This is a genomic window from Geomonas oryzae (assembly GCF_004117875.1).
Classification (GTDB): Bacteria; Desulfobacterota; Desulfuromonadia; order Geobacterales; family Geobacteraceae; genus Geomonas; species Geomonas oryzae.
Window position 1 is genome coordinate 710,529 of the sequence record NZ_RAHW01000002.1, and the last position, 20,225, is coordinate 730,753.

Consider the following 20,225-nt stretch of genomic DNA (forward strand, 5'->3'; position numbering starts at 1 on the left):
CTCAGGCTCCGGCGAAGGCCCCCTCGTATGAAAGGGAGGCGGTCGCCTTCTTCTTTGCCGATGCAGCGGCATCGGTGGCCTGTCTGCCGTTATTCTGCGCGTCGACCACGGCGATGGCGGCCATGTTGACGATGTCCATCACGTCGTCCCCCTGCTGCAGGATGTGCACCGGCTTGTTCATCCCCATGAGGATCGGGCCGATGGCGTCCGCCCCTCCGAGCTGCCGCAGCAGTTTATAGCAGATGTTCCCCGAGGTGAGGTCAGGGAAGACCAGGACGTTGGCGGCTTTTTTGAGGGTGGTGAAGGGGAAATTCGCTTGCAATAGTTCGGTGACCACGGCGGTGTCCGCCTGCATCTCCCCGTCGATGTCGAGCCCGGGCGCCCTCTGTTTCACCATCTCGACCGCGCTTCTCACCCGGTCGGCCTGCGGGTGCCGCACCGAACCGAAGTTGGACATGGAGAGCATGGCGACGCTCGGCTCGATCTCGAGCATGCGCGCCTTCTCCGCGGCGAGGATCGCCGTCTCGGCGAGTTCCGCGGCGTCCGGGTCGATGCAGACGGTCGTGTCAGCCAGGAAATAGATCTCCTGCTTGAAGACCATCATGTAGAGGCCGTGCACGCTGGAGAGCCCGTCCTGCTTGCCGATCACCTGCAGGGCGGGACGGATGGTGTCGGCGTAGTTGGCGTCGACCCCTGCGAGCAGCGCGTCCGCGTCGCCGCGACGGACCATCATGCAGCCGAAGTGGGTGCGCGACTTGCGCGCCATGAGCCTGCGGCTCTCCGAGAGGGTGAGTCCCTTTCTCTGCCTCAGCAGGAAGAGTTCGTTCGCGTACGATTCCAGGTTCTCGTAATTGGCGGGATCGATGATGGTGACGCCGCCGTTCAGGTCGATCTCCAGCGACTGGAGCGTGCAGCGGATCTTATCCTCGTTCCCAAGGAGAATGGGACGCGCGATCCCCTGTTCGACCAGCACGTGGGCCGCGCGCAGCACCTTCTCGTTCTCCCCTTCCGGGAAGACCACGGTCTTCGGATCGCTCTTCGCCTTGTTGATGATCTGGCGCAGCGTCTCCTTGGATTTTCCCTGCAGCGACTCCAGGTGCTCCACGTACTTGTTCATGTCGGCGATCGGCTGACGCGCGACGCCGGACTCCATGGCCGCCTTGGCTATCGCCGGTGCGACCCGCAAGAGGGCCCTCGGATCGAACGGTTTCGGGATGATGTAATCGCGGCCGAAGCTGAATTTTACGTTGCCGTAGGCGCGGCAGACCGAATCTGGGACCTCCTCGCGGGCAAGCTCCGCCAGCGCGAAGACAGCCGCCTTTTTCATCTCCTCGTTGATGGTCGTCGCGCGCACGTCGAGGGCGCCGCGGAAGATGAAGGGGAAGCCGAGGACGTTGTTGACCTGGTTCGGGTAGTCGCTTCGCCCGGTGGCGATCAAGACGTCGCCGCGCACCGCGTGCGCCTCTTCAGGTGTGATCTCGGGGTCCGGGTTCGCCATGGCGAAGATGATCGGGTTGGGCGCCATGCTGCGCACCATTTCCGGGGTTATGGCCCCCTTGGAGGAGAGACCGTACATGACGTCGCATCCCACCGCCGCCTCTTCCAGCGTACGGAGCTTTGTGTCGGCGGCGAAGCGCTCCTTGTACTTGTTCATCCCCTCCGTTCTGCCCTTGTAGATGACTCCCTTGGTGTCACACATGATCAGGTTTTCCAGCTTGAGGCCGAGCGACAGGGCGAGGTTTACGCAGGCGTTGGCCGATGCACCGGCGCCGTTCACCACCATCCTCACTTCTTCGATCTTCTTGCCGACGAGCTCCAGGGCGTTGATGAGACCGGCGGCCGAGATGATCGCCGTTCCGTGCTGGTCGTCGTGGAAGACCGGGATGTTCATGGTCTTTTTGAGCTCTTCCTCGATGTAGAAGCACTCGGGAGCCTTGATGTCCTCAAGGTTTATGCCGCCGAAGGTCGGCTCCAGGAGCTGGCACGCCTTGATGATCTCGTCCGGGTCCTCGCTGTTCAGTTCGATGTCGAAGACGTCCACGTCGGCGAAGCGTTTGAAGAGAACCCCCTTCCCTTCCATGACCGGCTTGCCCGCGAGCGCGCCGATGTTGCCAAGCCCCAGGACCGCCGTGCCGTTGGATACCACCGCCACCAGGTTTCCCTTGGCGGTGTACTGGTAGGCGTCCTCGGGGTTCTGCTCGATGGCGAGGCAGGGCTCGGCGACGCCGGGCGAATAGGCGAGTGACAGATCCTGCGCGGTCTGGCACGGCTTCGTGGCGATTACCTCGATCTTTCCCTTACGACCGGTGGCGTGATATTCCAGTGCATCGGACATCTTCTTCATAGCAGCATTCCCTCCAAGGCAAGTGACATTATATGTTTGGGGGAATTGGGGTTAGCTTCGTTCAGAAGCAAATCCCCCCTGTCCCCCCTTCGCAAAGGGGGGAACGTTGGGGCTTGTTCAGCACCGATGGGCCAGGCCCCATCAACAAAATGGTGGGCGTGGCTCGCTCGGTACTACTGCACGGTCAGCAGGAGCTGGCCGATGTCGACAGCGTTTCCTTCCTTGATCATGATCTGGGTTACGACGCCGTCCTTCTCGGCGAAGATCTCGTTCTCCATCTTCATCGCTTCGAGGATGAGAAGCAGATCGCCCTCCTGAACGGCCTGCCCCTGCTCGACCTCGATCTTCCAGACGTTCCCGGCCAGAGGGGCCACGACGCCTCCCTCGGCGGGAGCGGCTGCGGTCGCTGCTGCGGCGGGTGCCGATGCGACCTCGGCATCGTCGGCGCCGACGATGGTGACCAGCGCGGCGCCGATGTCGACGGCGGTCCCCTCCTCGATGTGGATGGAGGCCACGACCCCGTCGCGGTCGGCGAAGATCTCGTTCTCCATTTTCATCGCTTCGAGAATCAGGAGCAGATCCCCTTCCTGGACCTGCTGACCCGGCTCGCACTCGATCTTCCAGACGTTGCCCGCGAGGGGCGAAACGATGGTCTGGCCGGAAGCCGCGACAGGTGCCGCCGCCGGGGCCGTGCCGCCGACGGCTGAGGCTGCCGCTGCCGCGACTGCTGCCGCACCGGTCGCCTTCGCCACCTGCACCACGAAGGTCTGGCCGCCGCCGGTTACGGTATAGGTGTCGCCGCCGGTGATCTCGGCTGCCGCCGCTTTCTTGGGGGCCGCTTCCTCGCCGGTCGGTACCGGCTCGAACATGTCGGGGTTATCGCGATGCTCGAGGAATTTGAGGCCAACCTGCTGGAACAGCGCGTAAGTCAGCACGTCCTCCACCTCGTGGTCGCCGAACTTCAGGTGCTTCTCCTTGGAGATCTCGCGCAACTCTGCGGTTAGCTTGTCCATCTCGGCGTTCAAAAGGTCGGCCGGGCGGCAGGTGATCGGATCGGCGCCCGCCAGCACCTTCTGCTGCAGTTCCTTGTTCACCGGGGCCGAGGTCGCGCCGTACTCCCCTTTGAGGACCGCGGCGGTCTCCTTGGTCATCGACTTGTAGCGCTCGCCGGTCAACACGTTGATGACCGCCTGGGTGCCGACGATCTGCGAGGTCGGGGTGACGAGCGGGATCATGCCGAGGTCCTCGCGGACCTTCGGGATCTCGGCCAGCACCAGATCCATCTTGTGCCCGGCGTTTTGCTCCTTCAGCTGGCTCTCCATGTTGGTGAGCATGCCGCCCGGAACCTGCGCGGTGATGATGCGGGCGTCGACCCCCTTGAGGGAGCCTTCGAACTTCGCGTACTTCTTGCGCACCACGGTGAAGTAGTCGGCGATCTCCTGCAGGAGCACCGTGTCGAGGCCGGTCGCCTTGTCGGTGTCGGCGAAGATCGCGGCCAGGGTCTCGGTGGGGGAATGGCCGTAGGTCATGCTCATCGAGGAGATGGAGGTGTCGACGTTCTCAACCCCCGCCTCGATCGCCTTCACGTAGGCTGCGGTCGACATGCCGGTCGTCGCGTGGCACTGCATGTGGATCGGGATCTTGACCGCCTTTTTAAGCGCCTTCACGAGGTCGTAGGCGGCGTAGGGGGCCATGAGACCCGCCATGTCCTTGATGCAGAGCGAGTGCGCCCCCATGTCCTCGATCCTTTTCGCGAGGTCGACCCATTTGGGGATGGTATCCACCGGGCTCACCGTGTAGGAGAGCGTTCCCTGCGCGTGCTTGCCCTGCTTGATGACCGCCTTGATGGCGGTGTCCAGGTTGCGCGGGTCGTTCATGGCGTCGAAGACGCGGAAGACGTCGATGCCGTTCACCGCGGAGCGCTCGACGAACTTCTCGACCACGTCGTCGGCGTAGTGGCGGTACCCCAGGATGTTCTGACCGCGGAAGAGCATCTGCTGCGGCGTGTTGGGCATCGCCTTTTTCAGTTCGCGCAGGCGCTCCCAGGGGTCCTCGCCCAGGAAGCGGATACAGGAGTCGAAGGTGGCGCCGCCCCACATCTCGATGGACCAGTAGCCGACTTGGTCGAGCTTCGCGGCGATGGGGAGCATGTCGTCCAGGCGCAGGCGGGTGGCGAACAGGGACTGGTGGGCGTCCCTGAGGACGACTTCGGTGATGCCTAAAGGTTTCGTTGTCTTGGCCATTTCGAACCTCGCGATTGTTCGTGTATTTTGTGTTCCATAGAGAGTCATTGCTCCTCCCCCTCCGGGGGAGGGAACGGATCGTTACCCCCTGATGATCCTCGGCAGGAGCATCTGGTGCACCGGGGTGATCGATTTCGGGTTCTGGTAGTTCGCACCGGTGAAGGCCTGGATGTACCTGCGCAGCTCGGGAAGCTCGACGATCTCGTCGACGAATCCGCTGATGGCGCAGTAGGCGGGACGCGACTTCTCCTGGTAGTCCTGGATCATCTGGTTCATCTTCCCGATGACCGGTACGAGGTCGTTGCCGGAATCCTGCTCCTTCACCAGGCGGCGCGCGTAGGAGGCGGCGGCCGCGGTCTCACCGTGCATCACGTAGATCTCGGTGAGCGGGGTGCCCAAGGTGAAGGCGTTGTTGTTGTTCGCCTGCGGGCCGCACATGATATAGTGCGCCGCCGCGGTTCCCTTCCTCAGCACGACGCACATCATGGAGAGCTCGGTCTGCTCGATGGAGTAGACCAGCGACTGCCCGAGCGCCAGCAGTTCGGCTTCCTCGGCGAGGTCGCCGACGTCGATGCCGGTGGTGTCCTGGAGCCAGACGATCGGGAGGTTGTCGCGACCGCAAAGCGTCACGAACTCGGCCTGCTTGATGAGCCCCTCGCGGTAATGCTTGCCACCCACGGCCGGGTAAGCGCCCTTCGCGTACTCGGGGTACCCGGGGAAGACCCCCTGGCGGTTGCCGATGAAGGCGACAGGGAAGCCGTCCACCTTGGCGATGCCGGTATAGACCTCGCGCCCGTAGTCGGGGCGGTATTCCATGAATTCGCTGTTGTCGGTGAGGCGCGCGAGGATCTGGATGGCGTCGTAGGGGCGTTTCTGGTTGGCGGGGAGGATCATGTTGAGATCCTCGACCGGGAACCTGGGCGGAGCGGGGGCGGCGACGCGGAACATCGCCGGGTCGTAGGCGGGCATCATGCGCATGTAGTCCTTGATGCCGTCGAGGACGCCGGTCTCGGTGTCGTGCACCTCGCGGAAGTAGGCGGTCTGGTCGAAATGGGTCTCGACGCGGCCGGGGTCCTTCGCCTTGAAGGTGCGGGTGGCGTCGATCAGTGCCTGGGCGGCCTCCGCGTCGATATGCCCCTTGGGGTTCATGCCGCCGACGATGCCCGCGCCGCCGACGGCGATGTTCGCGCCGTCATGGGCAAGGAGGATGGTCGGGCTGATCCCCTGGTAGCCGCCGCCCGCTGGGTTGGTGCCGTAGATGCCGTTGAGGATCGGGATGCCCAGGTGGTTCAGGTCGGCGTGACGGTAGAAGGGAGCGCCGCTCGAACGGCGACCGGCGTACACCGTCTCCTGCTCCATCAGTTTCACCCCGGAGCAGTTGGTGAGCCAGACCAGCGGGACGTTCAGGCGCTTGGCCATGTCGGTGACCATGAGGATGTTCTCGGACTGCCCGGCGATCCAGGCGCCCGCCATCACCTTGTTGTCGAAGCCGATAATGACCGCCCATCTTCCCTCGATGCGCCCGATGCCGTTCACGACCCCGGTGCACCCTTCCTCGTTGTTCTTCGGGTTGTAGAGCGTGTGCAGCGGCGCCCAGGTCCCGGGATCGACGAGGTATTCCAGGCGATCGTAGATGGTCATCCCGCCGCGGTCGTGGACCTTCTTGGCCGGGATGCCAGCGTTTTTCACGCGCTCGGTCTCCCGGTTGAGCACCTCCACCTGCTCCTTGACGAGCTCCACGTTTTCCTGCGAACGCTTGACCTCCGCATCGCTCAGTGCCTTGCCGATATCGGCCATCTTCTCGAAATAAGGGCGCAGCGGTGTTTGCTTCCGTGCCATGGCAGATTCCTCTCATTGAATTTGAAAAGCGCGTTTGCGCTGATTGAATGCGGGACGGTCTGCGCTCCTCCCCCCGGAGGGGGGAGGCTGGGAGGGGGGAAAATCTTCAGGCTTTCGCCCTCTTCCCCCTCCCTAGCCCTCCCCCTCCGGGGGAGGGGATATCACACAGGCCTGTCTCTAGCGGCCGACCACTTACCGGTTGATCACGTCGCCCAGGGCGAAACCGGCGATGATGGTCTTCTGGATGTTGCTCGTCCCCTCGACGGTTCTGAGCGACATGGAGTCGCGCAGCCAGCGCTCGGCCGGGTACTCGGTGGAGAAGCCGTAGCTGCCGAAGATCTTCATGGTCTCGGTCGCCGCGTGCACGGCCGCCTCGGAGGCGAAAAGCTTGGCCATGGAGGTCTGGTACTGGTTCGGAAGCCCCTGGTCCTTCAGCCAGGCGGCCTGGTAGACGAGAAGCCGCGCCGCCTCGTGCTCGGCGACCATCTCGGCTATGGAGGCCTGTATCATCTGGTAGGAACCGATCTTCTTGCCGAACTGGGTCCTTTCGTTCGCGTAGCCGATGGCCGCCTCGATGGCGCCCGCACCGATCCCGAGTGCGCCCGCCGCGCAGCTGATGCGGGTGTTGTTCAGCTGCCACATGCAGATCTGGAAACCCTGCCCCACTTCGCCAAGCACCGAGTCCTTGGGGATCTTCGCCTGGTTGAAGGAGATCTCGCCGGTCGGGGCGCAGTGCAGGCCGACCTTGCTCTCGATGGCGGCGGTGATGATTCCTTCGTTCCCCTTCAGGTTGATGATGAAACAGGTGAGACCCTTGTGCTTCGCGGCGCGGTCGGTGACGGCGTAGAGAAGCCCCCAGTCGCCGACATGGGCGTTGGAGATCCACATCTTCTGGCCGTTGATCTCCCAGTGGTCGCCGCGGTCGGTGGCGGTGGTCCCCATGCTCACGACGTCCGAGCCGGAGTTCGGCTCCGTGATGGCGAAAAAGCCGAAGGATTCGGCGCTTACCCAGTCAGGGATGAAGCGTTCCTTCTGCTCCTTGGTGCCGAACTTGTTGACGGTGAGTGAGGGGCCGATGTTCTGCATGTTGAGCGGCAGCCTGGAGGATCCGCTCACGGTGGCGAGCTGTTCGGCGAGGATCACCGACTCGAGGAAACCACATCCGTTGCCGCCGTACTCCTCGGGAAGGGCGCAGCCGAAGAACCCGAGGGAGGCCATCTTTTTCACCAGTTCGGGACGGAAGGTGTGGTTCGCCTCGTCCTCCTTCAGGTTGGGAAGGATCTCCTTCTGCGCGAAATCCCTCGCCATATCCTGCATCATCTTTTGTTCATCCGTTAACCCGAACCGCATGACGGCCTCCTTGTTTATTGGTTTTCCTGATAACCAGGATCTTGAATGTTTCCCCTCTCCCTCCAGGAGAGGGTGCCCGAAGGGCGGGTGAGGGCGTAGCCACGAAGAGACATTCCGCCGTTTGCAACGCCCTCACCCTGACCCTCTCCCGGAGGGAGAGGGGAGGATGGACGTCGTTATAATTCCCCCGTCCCCCGGGGGGCGGCACGAAGGCCGGATGAAGATCCGCACCCCAACGAACTCCACCCACCAAACCTCCCGGGGGACGTGAGAACTTAGGGGCCGCACCCGGAACAGGAACCGGTGCAGGCACAACCGGCTTCCTGCGGCTCCTCGGGCGGCGTCGCCAGCGCCTCGGTCAGCACGTAGGCGGCTTGCAGTGCGGAGGTGGGACAAAGCGGGAAACATTCCTTGCAGTCCCAGCACTCCTTCCCGGCGACGTCGGGGATGAAGCTGATCTCGCGGCGCGGCCCGCGATCGATGTAGCCGATGGCGTTCTTCTTTTTCACCTCGTTGCAGTACCTGACGCAAAGGCCGCAGAGGATGCAGAAGGAGGGGTCCTTGTCGAAACGGTCCCGGTCCGCACCGTACTCGGCAGCAAGCTCGAGGAGCTGCGGCGCGTCGGGGGCGTGGGCCATCATCTGCTCGATAAGCACCTTGCGGATCTTCGCCAGCTTCTCGGTCTTTGTCTGCACCACCATCCCCTTCTCGGCGGGGTAGACGCAGGCGGCGACCAACTGGTTCCTGCCGTTCGCCTCCGCCTCCACGGTGCAGATCCGGCAGGCGCCGTAAGGCTCCAGCTGGTCGTGGTGGCAAAGGGTGGGGATCTTGATTCCCGCCGTTTTCGCGGCTTCTACGATGGTCATCCCTTCCCGGGCGGTGACCTCTTTCCCATCTATCTGCAGGACGAATTCGCTCATGTTCTGTTCCTTTCAAGGGGCCTTTCCCCCCCTCGCCCTTCGGGAGAGGGGCTGGGGGTGAGGGCGCTGCCACGAAGCTAGGTTTTGCCGGTTGCGACTCCCTCACCCCGGCCCTCTCCCGGGGGGAGAGGGAGGGTTGGGAGAAGGTTCTGAGAAGCTACGCCAGTGCCCGTTTTTCCTGCGGGACCGGGGCCGGGACGGGCACGCCGGAGAGCTTGTCGATGGCCTGGAAGGCTGCGGGACAGGCCTCGATGCAGGTGCCGCACTTGGTGCACTTCTCCTGGTCGATGACGTGGATCGTCTTCTTGCCCCCCTCGATGGCGTTCGCGGGGCACTTCCTCAGGCAGCTGCCGCACCCCTTGCATCTCTCGGGATCGATGTGGAAGGCGATCAGCTCCTTGCAGGAAAGGGCCGGGCAGCGCTTCTCCTTGATGTGGGCCTCGTACTCCTCGCGGAAGTACTTGAGGGTGGAGAGGACCGGGTTCGGCGCGGTCTTGCCCAGCGCACAGAGGGCGGCGCCCTGGGTCGCCATCGCCATGTTCTCGAGGAGTTCGATGTCCCCTTCCTTCCCTCTTCCCTGGGTGATGTCGGTCATCACCTTGAGCATCTGTCTGATCCCCTCGCGGCACGGCACGCACTTGCCGCACGACTCGTCGCTCAGGAATTCGAGGAAGTAGCGGGCGATGTCGACGAGGCAGGTGTCCTCGTCCATGACGATCATGCCGCCCGAGCCCATCATGGCGCCCATCTTCATCAGCTCGTCGAAGTCCACCTTGACGTCGAGGAACTCCTCGGGGATGCACCCGCCCGACGGTCCGCCGGTCTGCACCGCCTTGAACTTCTTACCCTTGGGGACGCCGCCGCCGATCTTGTAGATGATGTCCCTGAGCGGTATCCCCATCGGCACCTCGACGAGGCCGGTGTTGTTCACCTTGCCGACCAGGGAGAAGATCTTCGTTCCCTTGCTGCTCTCGGTGCCGACCGAGGAGAAGAACTCGGCCCCCTCGTTGATGAGGACCGGGATGTTGGCCCAGGTCTCCACGTTGTTGATGTTGGTCGGCTTGCCCCAAAGTCCCTTGTTGGCCGGAAACGGCGGCCTGGACTTGGGCTCCCCCGGTTTTCCTTCGAGCGAGGCCAGGAGCGAGGTCTCCTCGCCGCAGATGAAGGCGCCCGCGCCGCGGTGCACCTTGACGGTGAAGTCGAAGCCGGAGCCGAGGATGTTCTTGCCCAAAAGCCCGCGCCGCTCCGCCTCTTTCATCGCGACCGAGAGGTTGTCGACGGCGAGCGGGTATTCCTGGCGCACGTAGATGTACCCCTCGGTGGCGCCGATGGCGTAGGCCCCGATCATGAGCCCCTCGAGGACGGTGAAGGGGTTTCCTTCCATGAGGGAGCGGTCCATGTAGGCCCCCGGGTCCCCCTCGTCGCAGTTGACCACGACGTACTTCTGGTCTCCCGGCGCCTTTCTCGCGAACTCCCATTTCATGCCGGAGGGGAAGCCCGCGCCGCCGCGCCCTCTGAGCTTCGCCGCCTTCACCTCGCCGATCACCTCTTCCGGGGTCATCTCGAAGAGCGCCTTGGTGAGCGCCTTGTACCCGCCTACGGCCATGTAGTCCTCAAGGCTCTTCGGGTCGATCTTGCGGTTCAGCCCCAGGATGAGGCGCTGCTGGTTCTTGTAGAAGGGGATGTCATGCTCGTAGCTCGACTTCTCCCCGGTGTTCGGGTCGACGTAGAGGAGCCTCTCGACGAGCTTCTTCTCCTTGAAGGTGTGGGAGACGATCTCGCAGACGTCCTCCGGTTTCACCTTCAGGTAGCAGATCCCCTCCGGGTAGATCACCACGATGGGACCCTGCTCGCAGAAGCCGTGACAGCCGGTCCTTCTGATCTCGACCTGGTCGGTGAGCCCGTGGCTTTTAAGTTCGGCGACGATGGCGGTCGCCACCTTCTCGCTTCCGGTGGCGTGGCAGGCGCTGCCGGAGCAGAGGGTGATGCAGGGCCTGTCGTCGCTGCGCTTCGACAGGATGCTCCTCCTGAACTCTTCCAATTCCGCTGGCGAATTTATCCTTGGCATAAGCGCCCCTTACTCGTAGTTTTTCAGCACGTCGGCGGCCTGGGCAGGCGCTACGTTGCCGTGATACTCACCGTCCACTACCATGACCGGGCCGAGGGCGCAGCACCCGAGACAGTTGACCGTCTCGAGGCTGAACTTGAGCTCCGCGTCGGTCTCCCCGGCCTTGATGCCGGTCGCGTCGGAAAGGACGTCCAGGACCTTCTGGGCGCCGCGCACGTGGCAGGCCGTCCCCATGCAGACATGGATCTGGTGGCGCCCCTTGGGAACCTGGCTGAACGCCTTGTAGAAGGTTGTGATGTGCTGGATACGGTTCATCGGCACATCCAGCTTCTCGGCCACCCGGTCCAGCGCCTGTTTCGGGAGCCAGTGGTGCTCGGCCTGGATGTCCAGGAGGATCTGGATCAGCGAGCTCTGCTCGGCGTTGTGGTTGTCTATGATCTGGTCGATTCTCGTAATATCCATGCACATGGCGGCCTACCTCACTTGACTTCGTTTTCGACTAGATGGCCAGCGCGTAGCGCTTCTCCCCTTCGTCGTACCTAACCAAACCCTTCCGCGACGAATCCTTCAGGTGCCTGGAGACGTCCGCCGGTTCGAGGTCGAGAGCCTTGGCGATCTCGGCGCTCGTGAGCGGATTGTCCCTTAAAAGCAGGGTCATCTGGCTCACCGCGAGCTTGTCGACCACCAGGTCCTCGAAGATCCGCTTCAGCTCGTCGCTAGCGAAGAACTCGGCGTATTCCTCCTCGGTCTTGAAGCGCTGTCTGAGCCGCTCGCGCTCGACCAGTTTCACGTACGGGACCAGCCTGTTGGCGGCCTCGAGCCTGATCGCAAGGGCGCTCGGGTCGATCCCCTCCCCTTTGCCCAAAGGCCCCAGCTCCTTCAGCACCCTTCCGAAGTCGTTCATCACCTCGGCGTAGCGCATCCCCTCGGAGGCCGAGATCCACTCGAGCCTCAGGCGGTTCGGGTTGATGCCGAGGGTCTCCAGGATCTTCTTCGCGATGTGCGCGTTCTTCAAAACGTCGTAGTTCCCCTCGGTGACGTAGTGGCATTCACCCGGCCAGCAGCCACCGATGAAAACCCCGTCCGCCCCCTTCTGGAAGGCCCGCAGCACGAACCCTATGTCCACGCGGCCGGTACACATGACCCTGATGATCTTCGTCTCTGTCGTATATTGCAGTCTGGAAACTCCAGCCAGGTCGGCAGCGCCGTACGCTCACCATGTGCACAGGAAACCGACGACCCTGGGCTTTTGCTCGATTCCGGTTGTCATTGTTACCTCCTTCCCAGGTTCCCCTGGAGTTGTTCGTGAGATCTAGGCCCGGCTCGGCGGGAGCGCCGCGTCGATCTGGGCGTAGATGGCGTCGTCGGTGTAGTGCTTCAGGTAGATGGCCCGGGTCGGGCACTTGGCGTTGCACAGGCCGTCCCCCTTGCAGAGGATCGGTTCCACGTGCGCCTTCTTCCCCTTGGGGGTGTCCACGAAGCTGATCGCGCCGTACTTGCAGGCGGTGATGCAGGCGCCGCAGGCGACACAGCTCGACTCATCGACGTCGCAGACCGAACCCGACGCGGTCACCGTCTCCTTGGAGAGGATCCCCACCGCGCGTCCCGCAGCCCCGAGCGCCTGGCTGATAGTCTCGGTCAGGTGCTTCGGATAGTGTGCGGTGCCGCAGAGGAAGACGCCGTCGGCGCTGAAATCAACCGGCCTCAGTTTCACGTGGGCCTCCTGGAAGAAGCCGTCCGGGTTGTTGGAGACCTTGAAGAGTTTCCCCGCCTCCTGGCTCGCCTCGGACGGGATCACCGCAGCAGCGAGCACCACGAGGTCCGCCTCGAGCTCCATCATCTGGCCGAGCACCGGGTCGGGGACGGTCACCTTGAAGCCCGCGCCCGCCGCCTCCACCAACGGTTTCCCCTCCGGCTCGTAGCGGATGAACTTCACGTCCCGCTCCGCGGCCTCGCGGTAGTAGACCTCCTTGAGACCGTAGGTGCGCATGTCGCGGAAGATGATCTGGATCTCCACCTCGGGGTTGATCTTCTTGAGCTTCAGGGCGTTCTTGATCGCCTGGTTGCAGCAGATCCGGCTGCAGTAGTTGCGGTCGGCCTGGCGGCAGCCTACGCACTGGATCATGACGATGCTCTTGGCCGCCACCACCTTCTCGTCTCCCGCCACGATCTTCTCTTCGAGCTCCAGCTGGGTCAGCACGTTCTCGCTCTCGCCGTAGAGGTACTCGGTCGGCTTGTACTCGGCGGCACCGGTGGCGAGCACCGAGACCCCGTGCTTCACCTCGCGCACCCTCCCCTGGGAGGTAACACGGGTGGTGAAGTTGCCGACGTAGCCCGAGACGTCCTCGATGATCGCGTCGGTCCAGACGTGGATGCCGGGGTGCCGGTAGACCTTCTTCACCAGGTCGGCGAGATAAGGCTGCACCTCGGTCCCGTCGATGGTGTAGTGCAGGCGCCTCGCCATGCCGCCTAGATCGTCGTCCTTCTCGACCAGGTAGACCTCGAACCCCTGCTCGGCCATGTTGAGCGAGGCGGTCATCCCCGCGACCCCGCCCCCCACCACTAGGGCGGTGTGGTCGACCGGGAGCTGGAATTCCTGCAAAGGCTCCAGGTGTGCTGCCCGGGCCACCGACATCCTGACGATCTCCTTCGCCTTCGCGGTCGCGTTCTCCTTCTCGCGGGAATGGACCCAGGAGCAGTGCTCGCGGATGTTGGCGAACTCGAAGAAGTACTGGTTCAGTCCCGCCTCGCGGCAGGTGTCGCGGAAGAGCGGCTCGTGCGTCCTCGGCGTGCAGGCCGCGAGCACCACGCGGTTGAGGCCCTTGGCGACGATGGCGTCGGAGATCTGCTTCGCGTTCTCGGTGGAGCAGGCGAAGAGGTTCTCCCCCGCCCAGGAGACGTTGGGAAGCGTCGCCGCGTACTCGATCACCTCGGGGATGTTGACGACGCGGCCGATGTTCGCGCCGCAGTAGCAGACGACGACGCCGATCTTCAGCTCCTCCTGCGAGACGTCCTTCTCGACCGGGTAGACCCTCTCGCGCTCCAGCTTGTGGCGCCGGGTGGAGAGAAGCTGCCCGACGAGGGCGTCGGCGCCGCTCGCGGTCACGACCGACTCGGGGATGTCCAGGGGGCCCTGGAAGGCGCCGGAAACGAAGATCCCCTTCCGGGAGGTCTCGATCGGGTTGTAGGGGTTGTTCTTGCAGAACTTCTGGTCGGTGAGTTCGATGCCGAACTTCGCGGCGAGCACCTCGACGTCCTTCGGCGGGTTGAGGCCCACCGAGAGGACCACCATGTCGAACTCCTCCTCCTTGACCCCATGGTCGACGGTGGAGTAGCGGATGGTGACGTTCTTGCTGCTCTCGATCTCCTTTCCGACCGTCACGTAGCTTCTGATGAAGCGCACATCCGAGAGCTTCTCGGCCCTCTGGTGAAAACGCTCGAAATCCTTGCCGTAGGCGCGGACGTCGTTGTGGAAGATGGTCGCCTGCATGGTCGGGCTGTGGTCCTTCGCGAGGATCACCTGCTTTTGCGAGTAGGCGCAGCAGACGGCGGAGCAGTAGTTGTTGCCGCCGGGGGTCACCTGACGGGAGCCGACGCACTGGATCCAGGCGATTTTATGCGGGTGCTTGCCGTCCGAGGGGCGCAGCACCTCACCCTCGTAGGGGCCGGTGGCGCAGAGGATGCGCTCGAAGTCGAGGCTCGTTACCACGTTCTGCATGCGGCCGTAGCCGAAATCGCCACGCAGCTTCGGGTCGAAGGTCGAGTAGCCGGGGGAAAGGAGGATGGCGCCGACCTCGATCTGGAAGGTCTCGGGCTTTTGGTGCAGGTCGATTGCGTTGGTCTTGCAGGCGCCGACGCAGATCTGGCATTTCCCTTCCTTGAGATAAAGGCAGGTCTCCGGGTCGACGTAGGTGACCAGCGGCACCGCCTGCGAGAAGTAGATGTGCACCGCCTTGTTCTCGGAGAGCTCCTGGTTGAACGGGTCCTTGATCTTCACGGGACAGTAGTCCACGCAGATGTTGCACCCGGTGCACTTCTCCTCCGAGATGTAGCGGGGCTTCTTGGTGAGGGTCACCTTGAAGTCGCCCGCCTCCCCTTCCACCCGGTCGACCTCGGTGTAGGTGATGATCTCGATGTTCGGGTTCCTCGAGCACTCGATGAACTTCGGGCTCTCAATGCACATGGAACAGTCGTTGGTCGGGAAGGTCTTGTCCAGCTGGGACATCTTGCCGCCGAGCGCCGGGGATTTGTCCACCAGGAAGACCCTGAAGCCGGAGTTGGCGAGATCGAGCGCGGCCTGAATGCCGCTGATCCCTCCCCCCACGATGAGTACGTCGCCAATATTTCTCTCTGCGCTATTCATAGAAGTTATCCTTCCCCTGGGGTTGCTTGCCTCAGATCACCTCGGCGATGATCTCCGTCAGGTCCTTCACCTCCACCTTCTCGTGGTCGGCCAGATCGAGGCTCGAATCGGTGAAGTTGGTGATGCAGTAGGGACAGGAGGTTGCGAGCACCTCGGCCCCGGCGTCGACCGCCTGCCTGAGCCTCAGATCGGCGAAGCGCTCCTCCTTGGGAGTCTCCATCCAGATCCGGCCGCCGCCACCGCCGCAGCAAAGCGAGAATTCACGGTTTTCGGCCATCTCAGTGAACTGAAGTCCCGGGACCTTTTTCAGCACGTTCCTCGGCTCCTCGTAGACGCCGTTGTGGCGCCCGAGGTAACAGGGATCGTGGTAGGTGACCTTCTTCGCGAACTCACCCTTGATGGTGAGCCTCCCCTCCTCGATCAGCTGATCGATGAGCTGGGAGATGAAGACCACCTCGAAGTGAACCATGAACTCCGGGTACTCGTTCTTGAAGGTGTGGTAGCAGTGCGGCGAGGAGACGATCACGCGCTTCACGCCGCGGTCGATGAAGGCCCGGATGTTGTCCTTGGCGAGCTTCTTGAAGAGTTCCTCGTTGCCGGTCTTTCTGATGCTCTCGCCGCAGCAGCTCTCCTTGTCGCCGAGGATTCCGAACTTCACCCCCGCCTTGTTGAGGATCGTGGCGGTCGCCTGGGCGACCCTCCGCATCCTGGGGTCGTAGCTCAAGTAGCAGCCGGTGAAGTAGAGGGCTTCCATCCCCTCCTCGTACGGCTTCACCGGAAGATCCTTCGCCCATTCTCCCCTCTTCGCGCGCTCGCCTCCGATGGAGTTCCCCTCGCTGGTGAGGCTCGCCACCACGTTCCTGATGGTCCCGACGTGACCTGGGTAGACGTCGTACTCGGCGCCCATGCTCCTAAGCGCCACCCCCGCCTCGATCTGGTTCACCCCTCTCGGGCAGCGGGAGGGACAGGTCCCGCAGGTGCTGCAGCGCCAGATCTCTTCCTGCTCGATCTCGGTGAGCCCGAAGACCCCCTGCCTGACCACCTTGCGCATGCTGAACTGCCGCACCCGGTTCCAGGGGCAGACCGAGTCGCACAGGCCGCACTGGTAGCAGTACTTGAGCGAGTCGCCCCCCTTCTCTTTGATGACATCTATGATCTCTTTGAATGGAGTCACGGTTTCCACGATGCACCGTCCTTTCGCGTCAGCGTCCTTTAGTTATCTGGGCAACCGTGTCGAGGAGCTTCTCCTGGCCGAACCTTTTCACCAGCGACTCGAGGCCTATCTCCAGCTCGCCCTGCTTCGTCTCCTCGGAAGGCTCCTCGATCTCCCTCTCGGTCACCGAGAGCGCACCCACCAGGCACCACTTGACGCAGAGCGGTTCCGGTTCGCCGTCGCAGAGGTCGCACTTGAGCGGAAGCCCTGAGTCCGGCTCGCGGAAGAGGTCGCGCGAGGGGCAGGAGGTCCGGCAGAAGCCGCACTCGTCGTACTCCTTGCCGTCGATGATGAACTTGTCGCGCCCCATGCACTCGCTCTCGGTGTAGTCACCGGCGTAGAGCGGGATGTAGATGTCGCGAAGGGGATCGCGCACCACGCGCACCCTGGAGCGCGCCGGGTTGTTGCTGCTGTACTTGGGGGCCGCGTGGAAGGAGGAGCAGATCACCTCGCAGGCACGGCAGCCGTTGCATTTGTCCGCATCTATGTTGATGGTTTTTATCGTTCTCTTCCTGGTCTCGGTGCTCACGGCTGTACCCCCCCGACGTTAAGTGTCTCAATCCGGCGCGGCGCCTGGGCCGCCTGAGCGCCGCCGTACACGCCGGTCCTTTCGAACTCGGCGGCGACGTAGCCAAGCCCCAGTTCCTCGAGGGTCTCCTTGGTCGGGATGCCGTCCTCGTTCCACCCCTTCAGCTTGTAGTACGAGTCGAGGAGCTCCTTCTCCAGTTCCGGGAACCTGTTCTTCCAGTGGTTCGCGGGGGGCTGCTCGTCCACCCTTCTCATGCCGCGGCGGATGTTGTTCGCGCGGACCAGGGTGCGGTAGCGCTTGGCCGCCTTCTTGAGCTTCTCCTCGTCCATCTCGATCCCCGCGCCCGCGGAGATGAATTTCGGGTAGTTGTGGATGTGGTACGGCGGTTTGAGCGGGAAGGAGGAGAGCCCCGCGCACTGGCCGAGCGCGTCGTCGATGTAGTGCATCATCTCCTGCCAGTCGACGATGTCGCAGCACATGTCCACGGTCGGGAAGTGCGGCATCGACTTCTCGCCGCGCGGCTCCCACTGCAGGAAGATGTCCTTGAACTTGTCGTCCGGGACCTGGATCCAGTCCTTCACGAAGGCCTCGCGCTGCTCCACCGTGGGGTAAGGCGCCTGCGGGAACTGCCCCTCGATCTGGGTGATGTTGATCTTCTCCCCGGTGCAGTACATGAGGTAGTAGATGGGGTTCAGCATGGAGAGCTTCAGGGGAAGCTGCTCGTGCTTCTTGATGTTGTTGTGGGCGTACTCCTCGGCGCCGTTGCCGATCTCGCGCGAGGCCCAGTAGGTGCCGTTGGCGAGCACGTCGCCGATCCCCTGGCGGTTCACGATCATGTCGAGGAGGTAGAAGAACCTTCCCTCGGTGTCCTGCGGCATCCCCGGGAAGTCGGACTCCTTAAGGATCCCCTTCTCCAGGAGCTCCAGGGCGAAGGCCATGACCTGCGGCGCGGAGAAGCCGTCCAGGCCGTACTCGGTCGCCTTCTGCGCGATCCTCAGGCCAAAGTCGAGGTCCGAGAAGGCCGCCATGGTGTAGGTGAGCTTGGTGAAGCACTTCATCATGTAGGTCGGGAGCCCCTCCATCGAGATGGTGGCGCCGCACTTCATGGGACAGTTGTAACAGCTGATGAGCCTGGTCCTCGCCTTCTCCATGGTCTCGCCCCAGGCGTGGTCAACCTCCTCGGTCCAGAAGTCCTTGCGGCGGGTGCGGGCGTTGCCCCAGTTGAAGTTCTCGGTGTGCCACTTCTCGTCGTGCACCTTCATCTCCTGGGGGCTGCCAAGGCCTGCCAGGATCGGCATCACGTCGGGGATCGGGTTGTCCTCGCGGTGCTTTATGTAGTCGAGCACCTCGCTGCAGAGATCCATGTACTCCTGGGGCTTGGCGACGACGACGTCCTTCGTGCCGCGCACGACCACCGCCTTAACCCCCTTGTCCCCCATCACGGCGCCGATGCCGCCGCGCGAGGCGGAGGATCTACCCTGCTCGATGGAGGCGTAGAAGACCCGGTTCTCTCCGGCGAGGCCGATGGCCGCCACCTGGGCGCGCGGCTCGTTCAGCTCCTTCTTGATGATCTCGGCGGTCTCGATCGCCCCCTTCCCCTTCAGGTGGGAGGCGTCGCGGATCTCGACCTTGTCGTTGTTGATGTAGAGATAGACGAGGTCCTTGGACTTGCCGCGCAAGACCACCTTGTCGTATCCCGCGTACTTGAGCTCCGGCGCCCAGAAGCCCCCCATCATGGAGAAGGCCATCAGCTTCGTCTGCGGCGAGATGGTCGAGACGATGGTGCGGTTGCACCCGGTGGCGGGCGTCCCGCACAGAAGGCCTGCGGCGAAGATCAAAAGGTTGTCCGGCGAAAAGGGATCGACATCGGCGGGGACCCTGTCCCACAGCATCTTGGCGTTGGTGCCGAGGCCGCCGAGGTAGAGCTCGGTATCCCTCGGGTCGGTCGCCACCCGTTCGATGTTCCCCTTGGTCAGATCGACTTCCAGCACATATCCTGTCTCTGCATACCTCATAGTGTTACCCCTTGGTTGGTTACCTTGAGTTCGGGCTCCGACGATCGGGACCGGTGCTGCATGCTCTCCCGCGGCAGGCTTGAAAAGCGGTGCCGGGGCAGCGGTGTCCGGGCTTCTTGCTGCGCATCAACTTCCAGCTGTTTCGCGCTCCCCCTCTCCCTCCGGGAGAGGGTTGGCCCTTTTCTACTTGGCCGCCTGCGGCATGAGACTGTCCACCAGCTGCTCGGTCCACGGGGTGCCTACGGCGAGCCCCTGGCGCAGCTTCACGAAATCGATCTCGCGGCCGGTCTCCTTGGTCCCTTCGTTGAAGGCCCGGAAGCCGGTCCTCGCCTCGTTCATCATGTTGAGGGCAAGCCATGCCCTGGAGTTTTCCTTGTTCTGGTTCCAGGCGTTCAGCTTCGGCTTTCTCAGCTCCTCGAGGCTCTTGGTCATGCACTCGGGGAAGGTGTCGAGGAGTTTCGCGCAGAGTTCCTCAACCTTCTGGTCCAGAAGCGACAGGTCGATCTCGCCTTCCTTGATCATCGCCTGCCCTTCCTTGAACTGGGAGCCGGTCCTGAACTCGCCGTGCACGACGCGGCCGTACTCGTCGAGGAAGCGGTCGGTGACGACGGTGGGGTTAGCGACGAACTTGCCGCCCACCTTGAGGGCCGGGACCACGTCGGCGATGATGCCGAGGCGCGCCGCCTTGTGCGCCGAGAACGGCTCGCACAGGGTGCCGGAGACCATCGCCTGCTCGCAGCCGATCATGACCGGGAGGAAGTCGGTGGCGCCGCCGATGGCGGCCGAGCCGTGTTTCGGGCCCGCCTGGCCGAAGTTGGCGAGGTCGTGGGCGACGGAGAAGTCGCAGGCCATGCCGATCTCCTGGCCGCCGCCGATCCTCATGCCGTTCACGCGGCAGATGACCGGCTTGTCGCAGCCGAGTATCGCCGAGACCATGTCGTTGAAAAGGCGCATGTACTGGCGGTATTCCTGCGGGTTTCCGGCGTAGTACTCGGCGTATTCCTTCGTGTTGCCGCCGGTGCAGAACGCCTTCTCCCCGACGCCGGTGAAGACCACCGCGTTAACCTGGCGGTCTACCGAGGCGCGACGGAAGGCGAGGATGGTGGCCTTGACCATGTCGGTGGTGTAGGAGTTGAACTGCTTGGGGTTGTTGAAGATGATCCAGGCGTTGTACAGGCCGTCCACCGCGCTGCCGTCGCGGCGTTTGGCGGGGCGCTTCTCGTACTTAACCATCCCGTCGCACAGGCTCTCCACCTCGCGGTCGATCAGGTTGTGGTCGATGAGATGGGACGGTGCGGTCGTCTTTATGATTTCGTCTGTAGTTGCCACGGCTTCCCCCTT

13 protein-coding genes are annotated in these 20,225 nt (G+C 63.3%); all 13 read right to left on the bottom strand.

Going from position 1 to position 20,225, the window contains the following annotated elements; genetic code table 11:
• Position 1: 1 nt before the first annotated feature.
• The 13 genes from D6Z24_RS07705 to oah all read right to left on the bottom strand — a co-directional run bounded on the left by D6Z24_RS07705 (position 2) and on the right by oah (position 20,213).
• On the bottom strand, positions 2-2,344 hold the full coding sequence (locus tag D6Z24_RS07705; protein WP_129125977.1) for an NADP-dependent malic enzyme: 2,343 nt from the start codon (positions 2,342-2,344) through the stop codon (positions 2-4).
• A 173-nt stretch (positions 2,345-2,517) separates the two neighbouring features.
• On the bottom strand, positions 2,518-4,587 hold the full coding sequence (gene oadA, locus D6Z24_RS07710; protein ID WP_129125978.1) for a sodium-extruding oxaloacetate decarboxylase subunit alpha: 2,070 nt from the start codon (positions 4,585-4,587) through the stop codon (positions 2,518-2,520).
• Positions 4,588-4,668: 81 nt separating this feature from the next.
• On the bottom strand, positions 4,669-6,426 hold the full coding sequence (locus D6Z24_RS07715) for an acyl-CoA carboxylase subunit beta (protein WP_129125979.1): 1,758 nt from the start codon (positions 6,424-6,426) through the stop codon (positions 4,669-4,671).
• Positions 6,427-6,618: 192 nt separating this feature from the next.
• The gene (locus D6Z24_RS07720) at positions 6,619-7,776 is read right to left on the bottom strand and encodes an acyl-CoA dehydrogenase family protein (RefSeq protein WP_129125980.1); all 1,158 of its coding nucleotides are present in this window, start codon (positions 7,774-7,776) and stop codon (positions 6,619-6,621) included.
• A 275-nt stretch (positions 7,777-8,051) separates the two neighbouring features.
• Positions 8,052-8,696, bottom strand: coding sequence for a 2Fe-2S iron-sulfur cluster-binding protein (locus D6Z24_RS07725; protein ID WP_129125981.1), 645 nt, complete (start codon positions 8,694-8,696; stop codon positions 8,052-8,054).
• A gap of 157 nt (positions 8,697-8,853) precedes the next feature.
• Positions 8,854-10,764 carry an NADH-quinone oxidoreductase subunit NuoF gene (gene nuoF, locus D6Z24_RS07730; RefSeq protein WP_129125982.1) on the bottom strand — a complete coding sequence of 637 codons (1,911 nt, stop codon included), beginning with the start codon at positions 10,762-10,764 and terminating at the stop codon, positions 8,854-8,856.
• A 9-nt stretch (positions 10,765-10,773) separates the two neighbouring features.
• On the bottom strand, positions 10,774-11,226 hold the full coding sequence (locus tag D6Z24_RS07735; RefSeq protein WP_129125983.1) for a complex I 24 kDa subunit family protein: 453 nt from the start codon (positions 11,224-11,226) through the stop codon (positions 10,774-10,776).
• A 37-nt stretch (positions 11,227-11,263) separates the two neighbouring features.
• Positions 11,264-12,034: a hydrogenase iron-sulfur subunit gene (locus D6Z24_RS07740; protein WP_129125984.1), complete on the bottom strand. Its 771-nt coding sequence runs from the start codon at positions 12,032-12,034 to the stop codon at positions 11,264-11,266.
• 42 nt (positions 12,035-12,076) lie between these two features.
• Positions 12,077-15,127, bottom strand: coding sequence for a CoB--CoM heterodisulfide reductase iron-sulfur subunit A family protein (locus tag D6Z24_RS07745; RefSeq protein ID WP_129125985.1), 3,051 nt, complete (start codon positions 15,125-15,127; stop codon positions 12,077-12,079).
• A gap of 31 nt (positions 15,128-15,158) precedes the next feature.
• On the bottom strand, positions 15,159-16,310 hold the full coding sequence (locus D6Z24_RS07750; RefSeq protein WP_129125986.1) for a (Fe-S)-binding protein: 1,152 nt from the start codon (positions 16,308-16,310) through the stop codon (positions 15,159-15,161).
• A 19-nt stretch (positions 16,311-16,329) separates the two neighbouring features.
• The gene (locus tag D6Z24_RS07755; RefSeq protein WP_129125987.1) at positions 16,330-16,869 is read right to left on the bottom strand and encodes a 4Fe-4S dicluster domain-containing protein; all 540 of its coding nucleotides are present in this window, start codon (positions 16,867-16,869) and stop codon (positions 16,330-16,332) included.
• Positions 16,866-18,884, bottom strand: coding sequence for an aldehyde ferredoxin oxidoreductase family protein (locus D6Z24_RS07760; RefSeq protein ID WP_129125988.1), 2,019 nt, complete (start codon positions 18,882-18,884; stop codon positions 16,866-16,868). The genes D6Z24_RS07755 and D6Z24_RS07760 overlap by 4 nt, the downstream gene beginning before the upstream one ends.
• Before the next feature lie 183 nt (positions 18,885-19,067).
• Positions 19,068-20,213 carry a 6-oxocyclohex-1-ene-1-carbonyl-CoA hydratase gene (gene oah, locus D6Z24_RS07765; RefSeq protein WP_129125989.1) on the bottom strand — a complete coding sequence of 382 codons (1,146 nt, stop codon included), beginning with the start codon at positions 20,211-20,213 and terminating at the stop codon, positions 19,068-19,070.
• Positions 20,214-20,225: the final 12 nt, after the last annotated feature.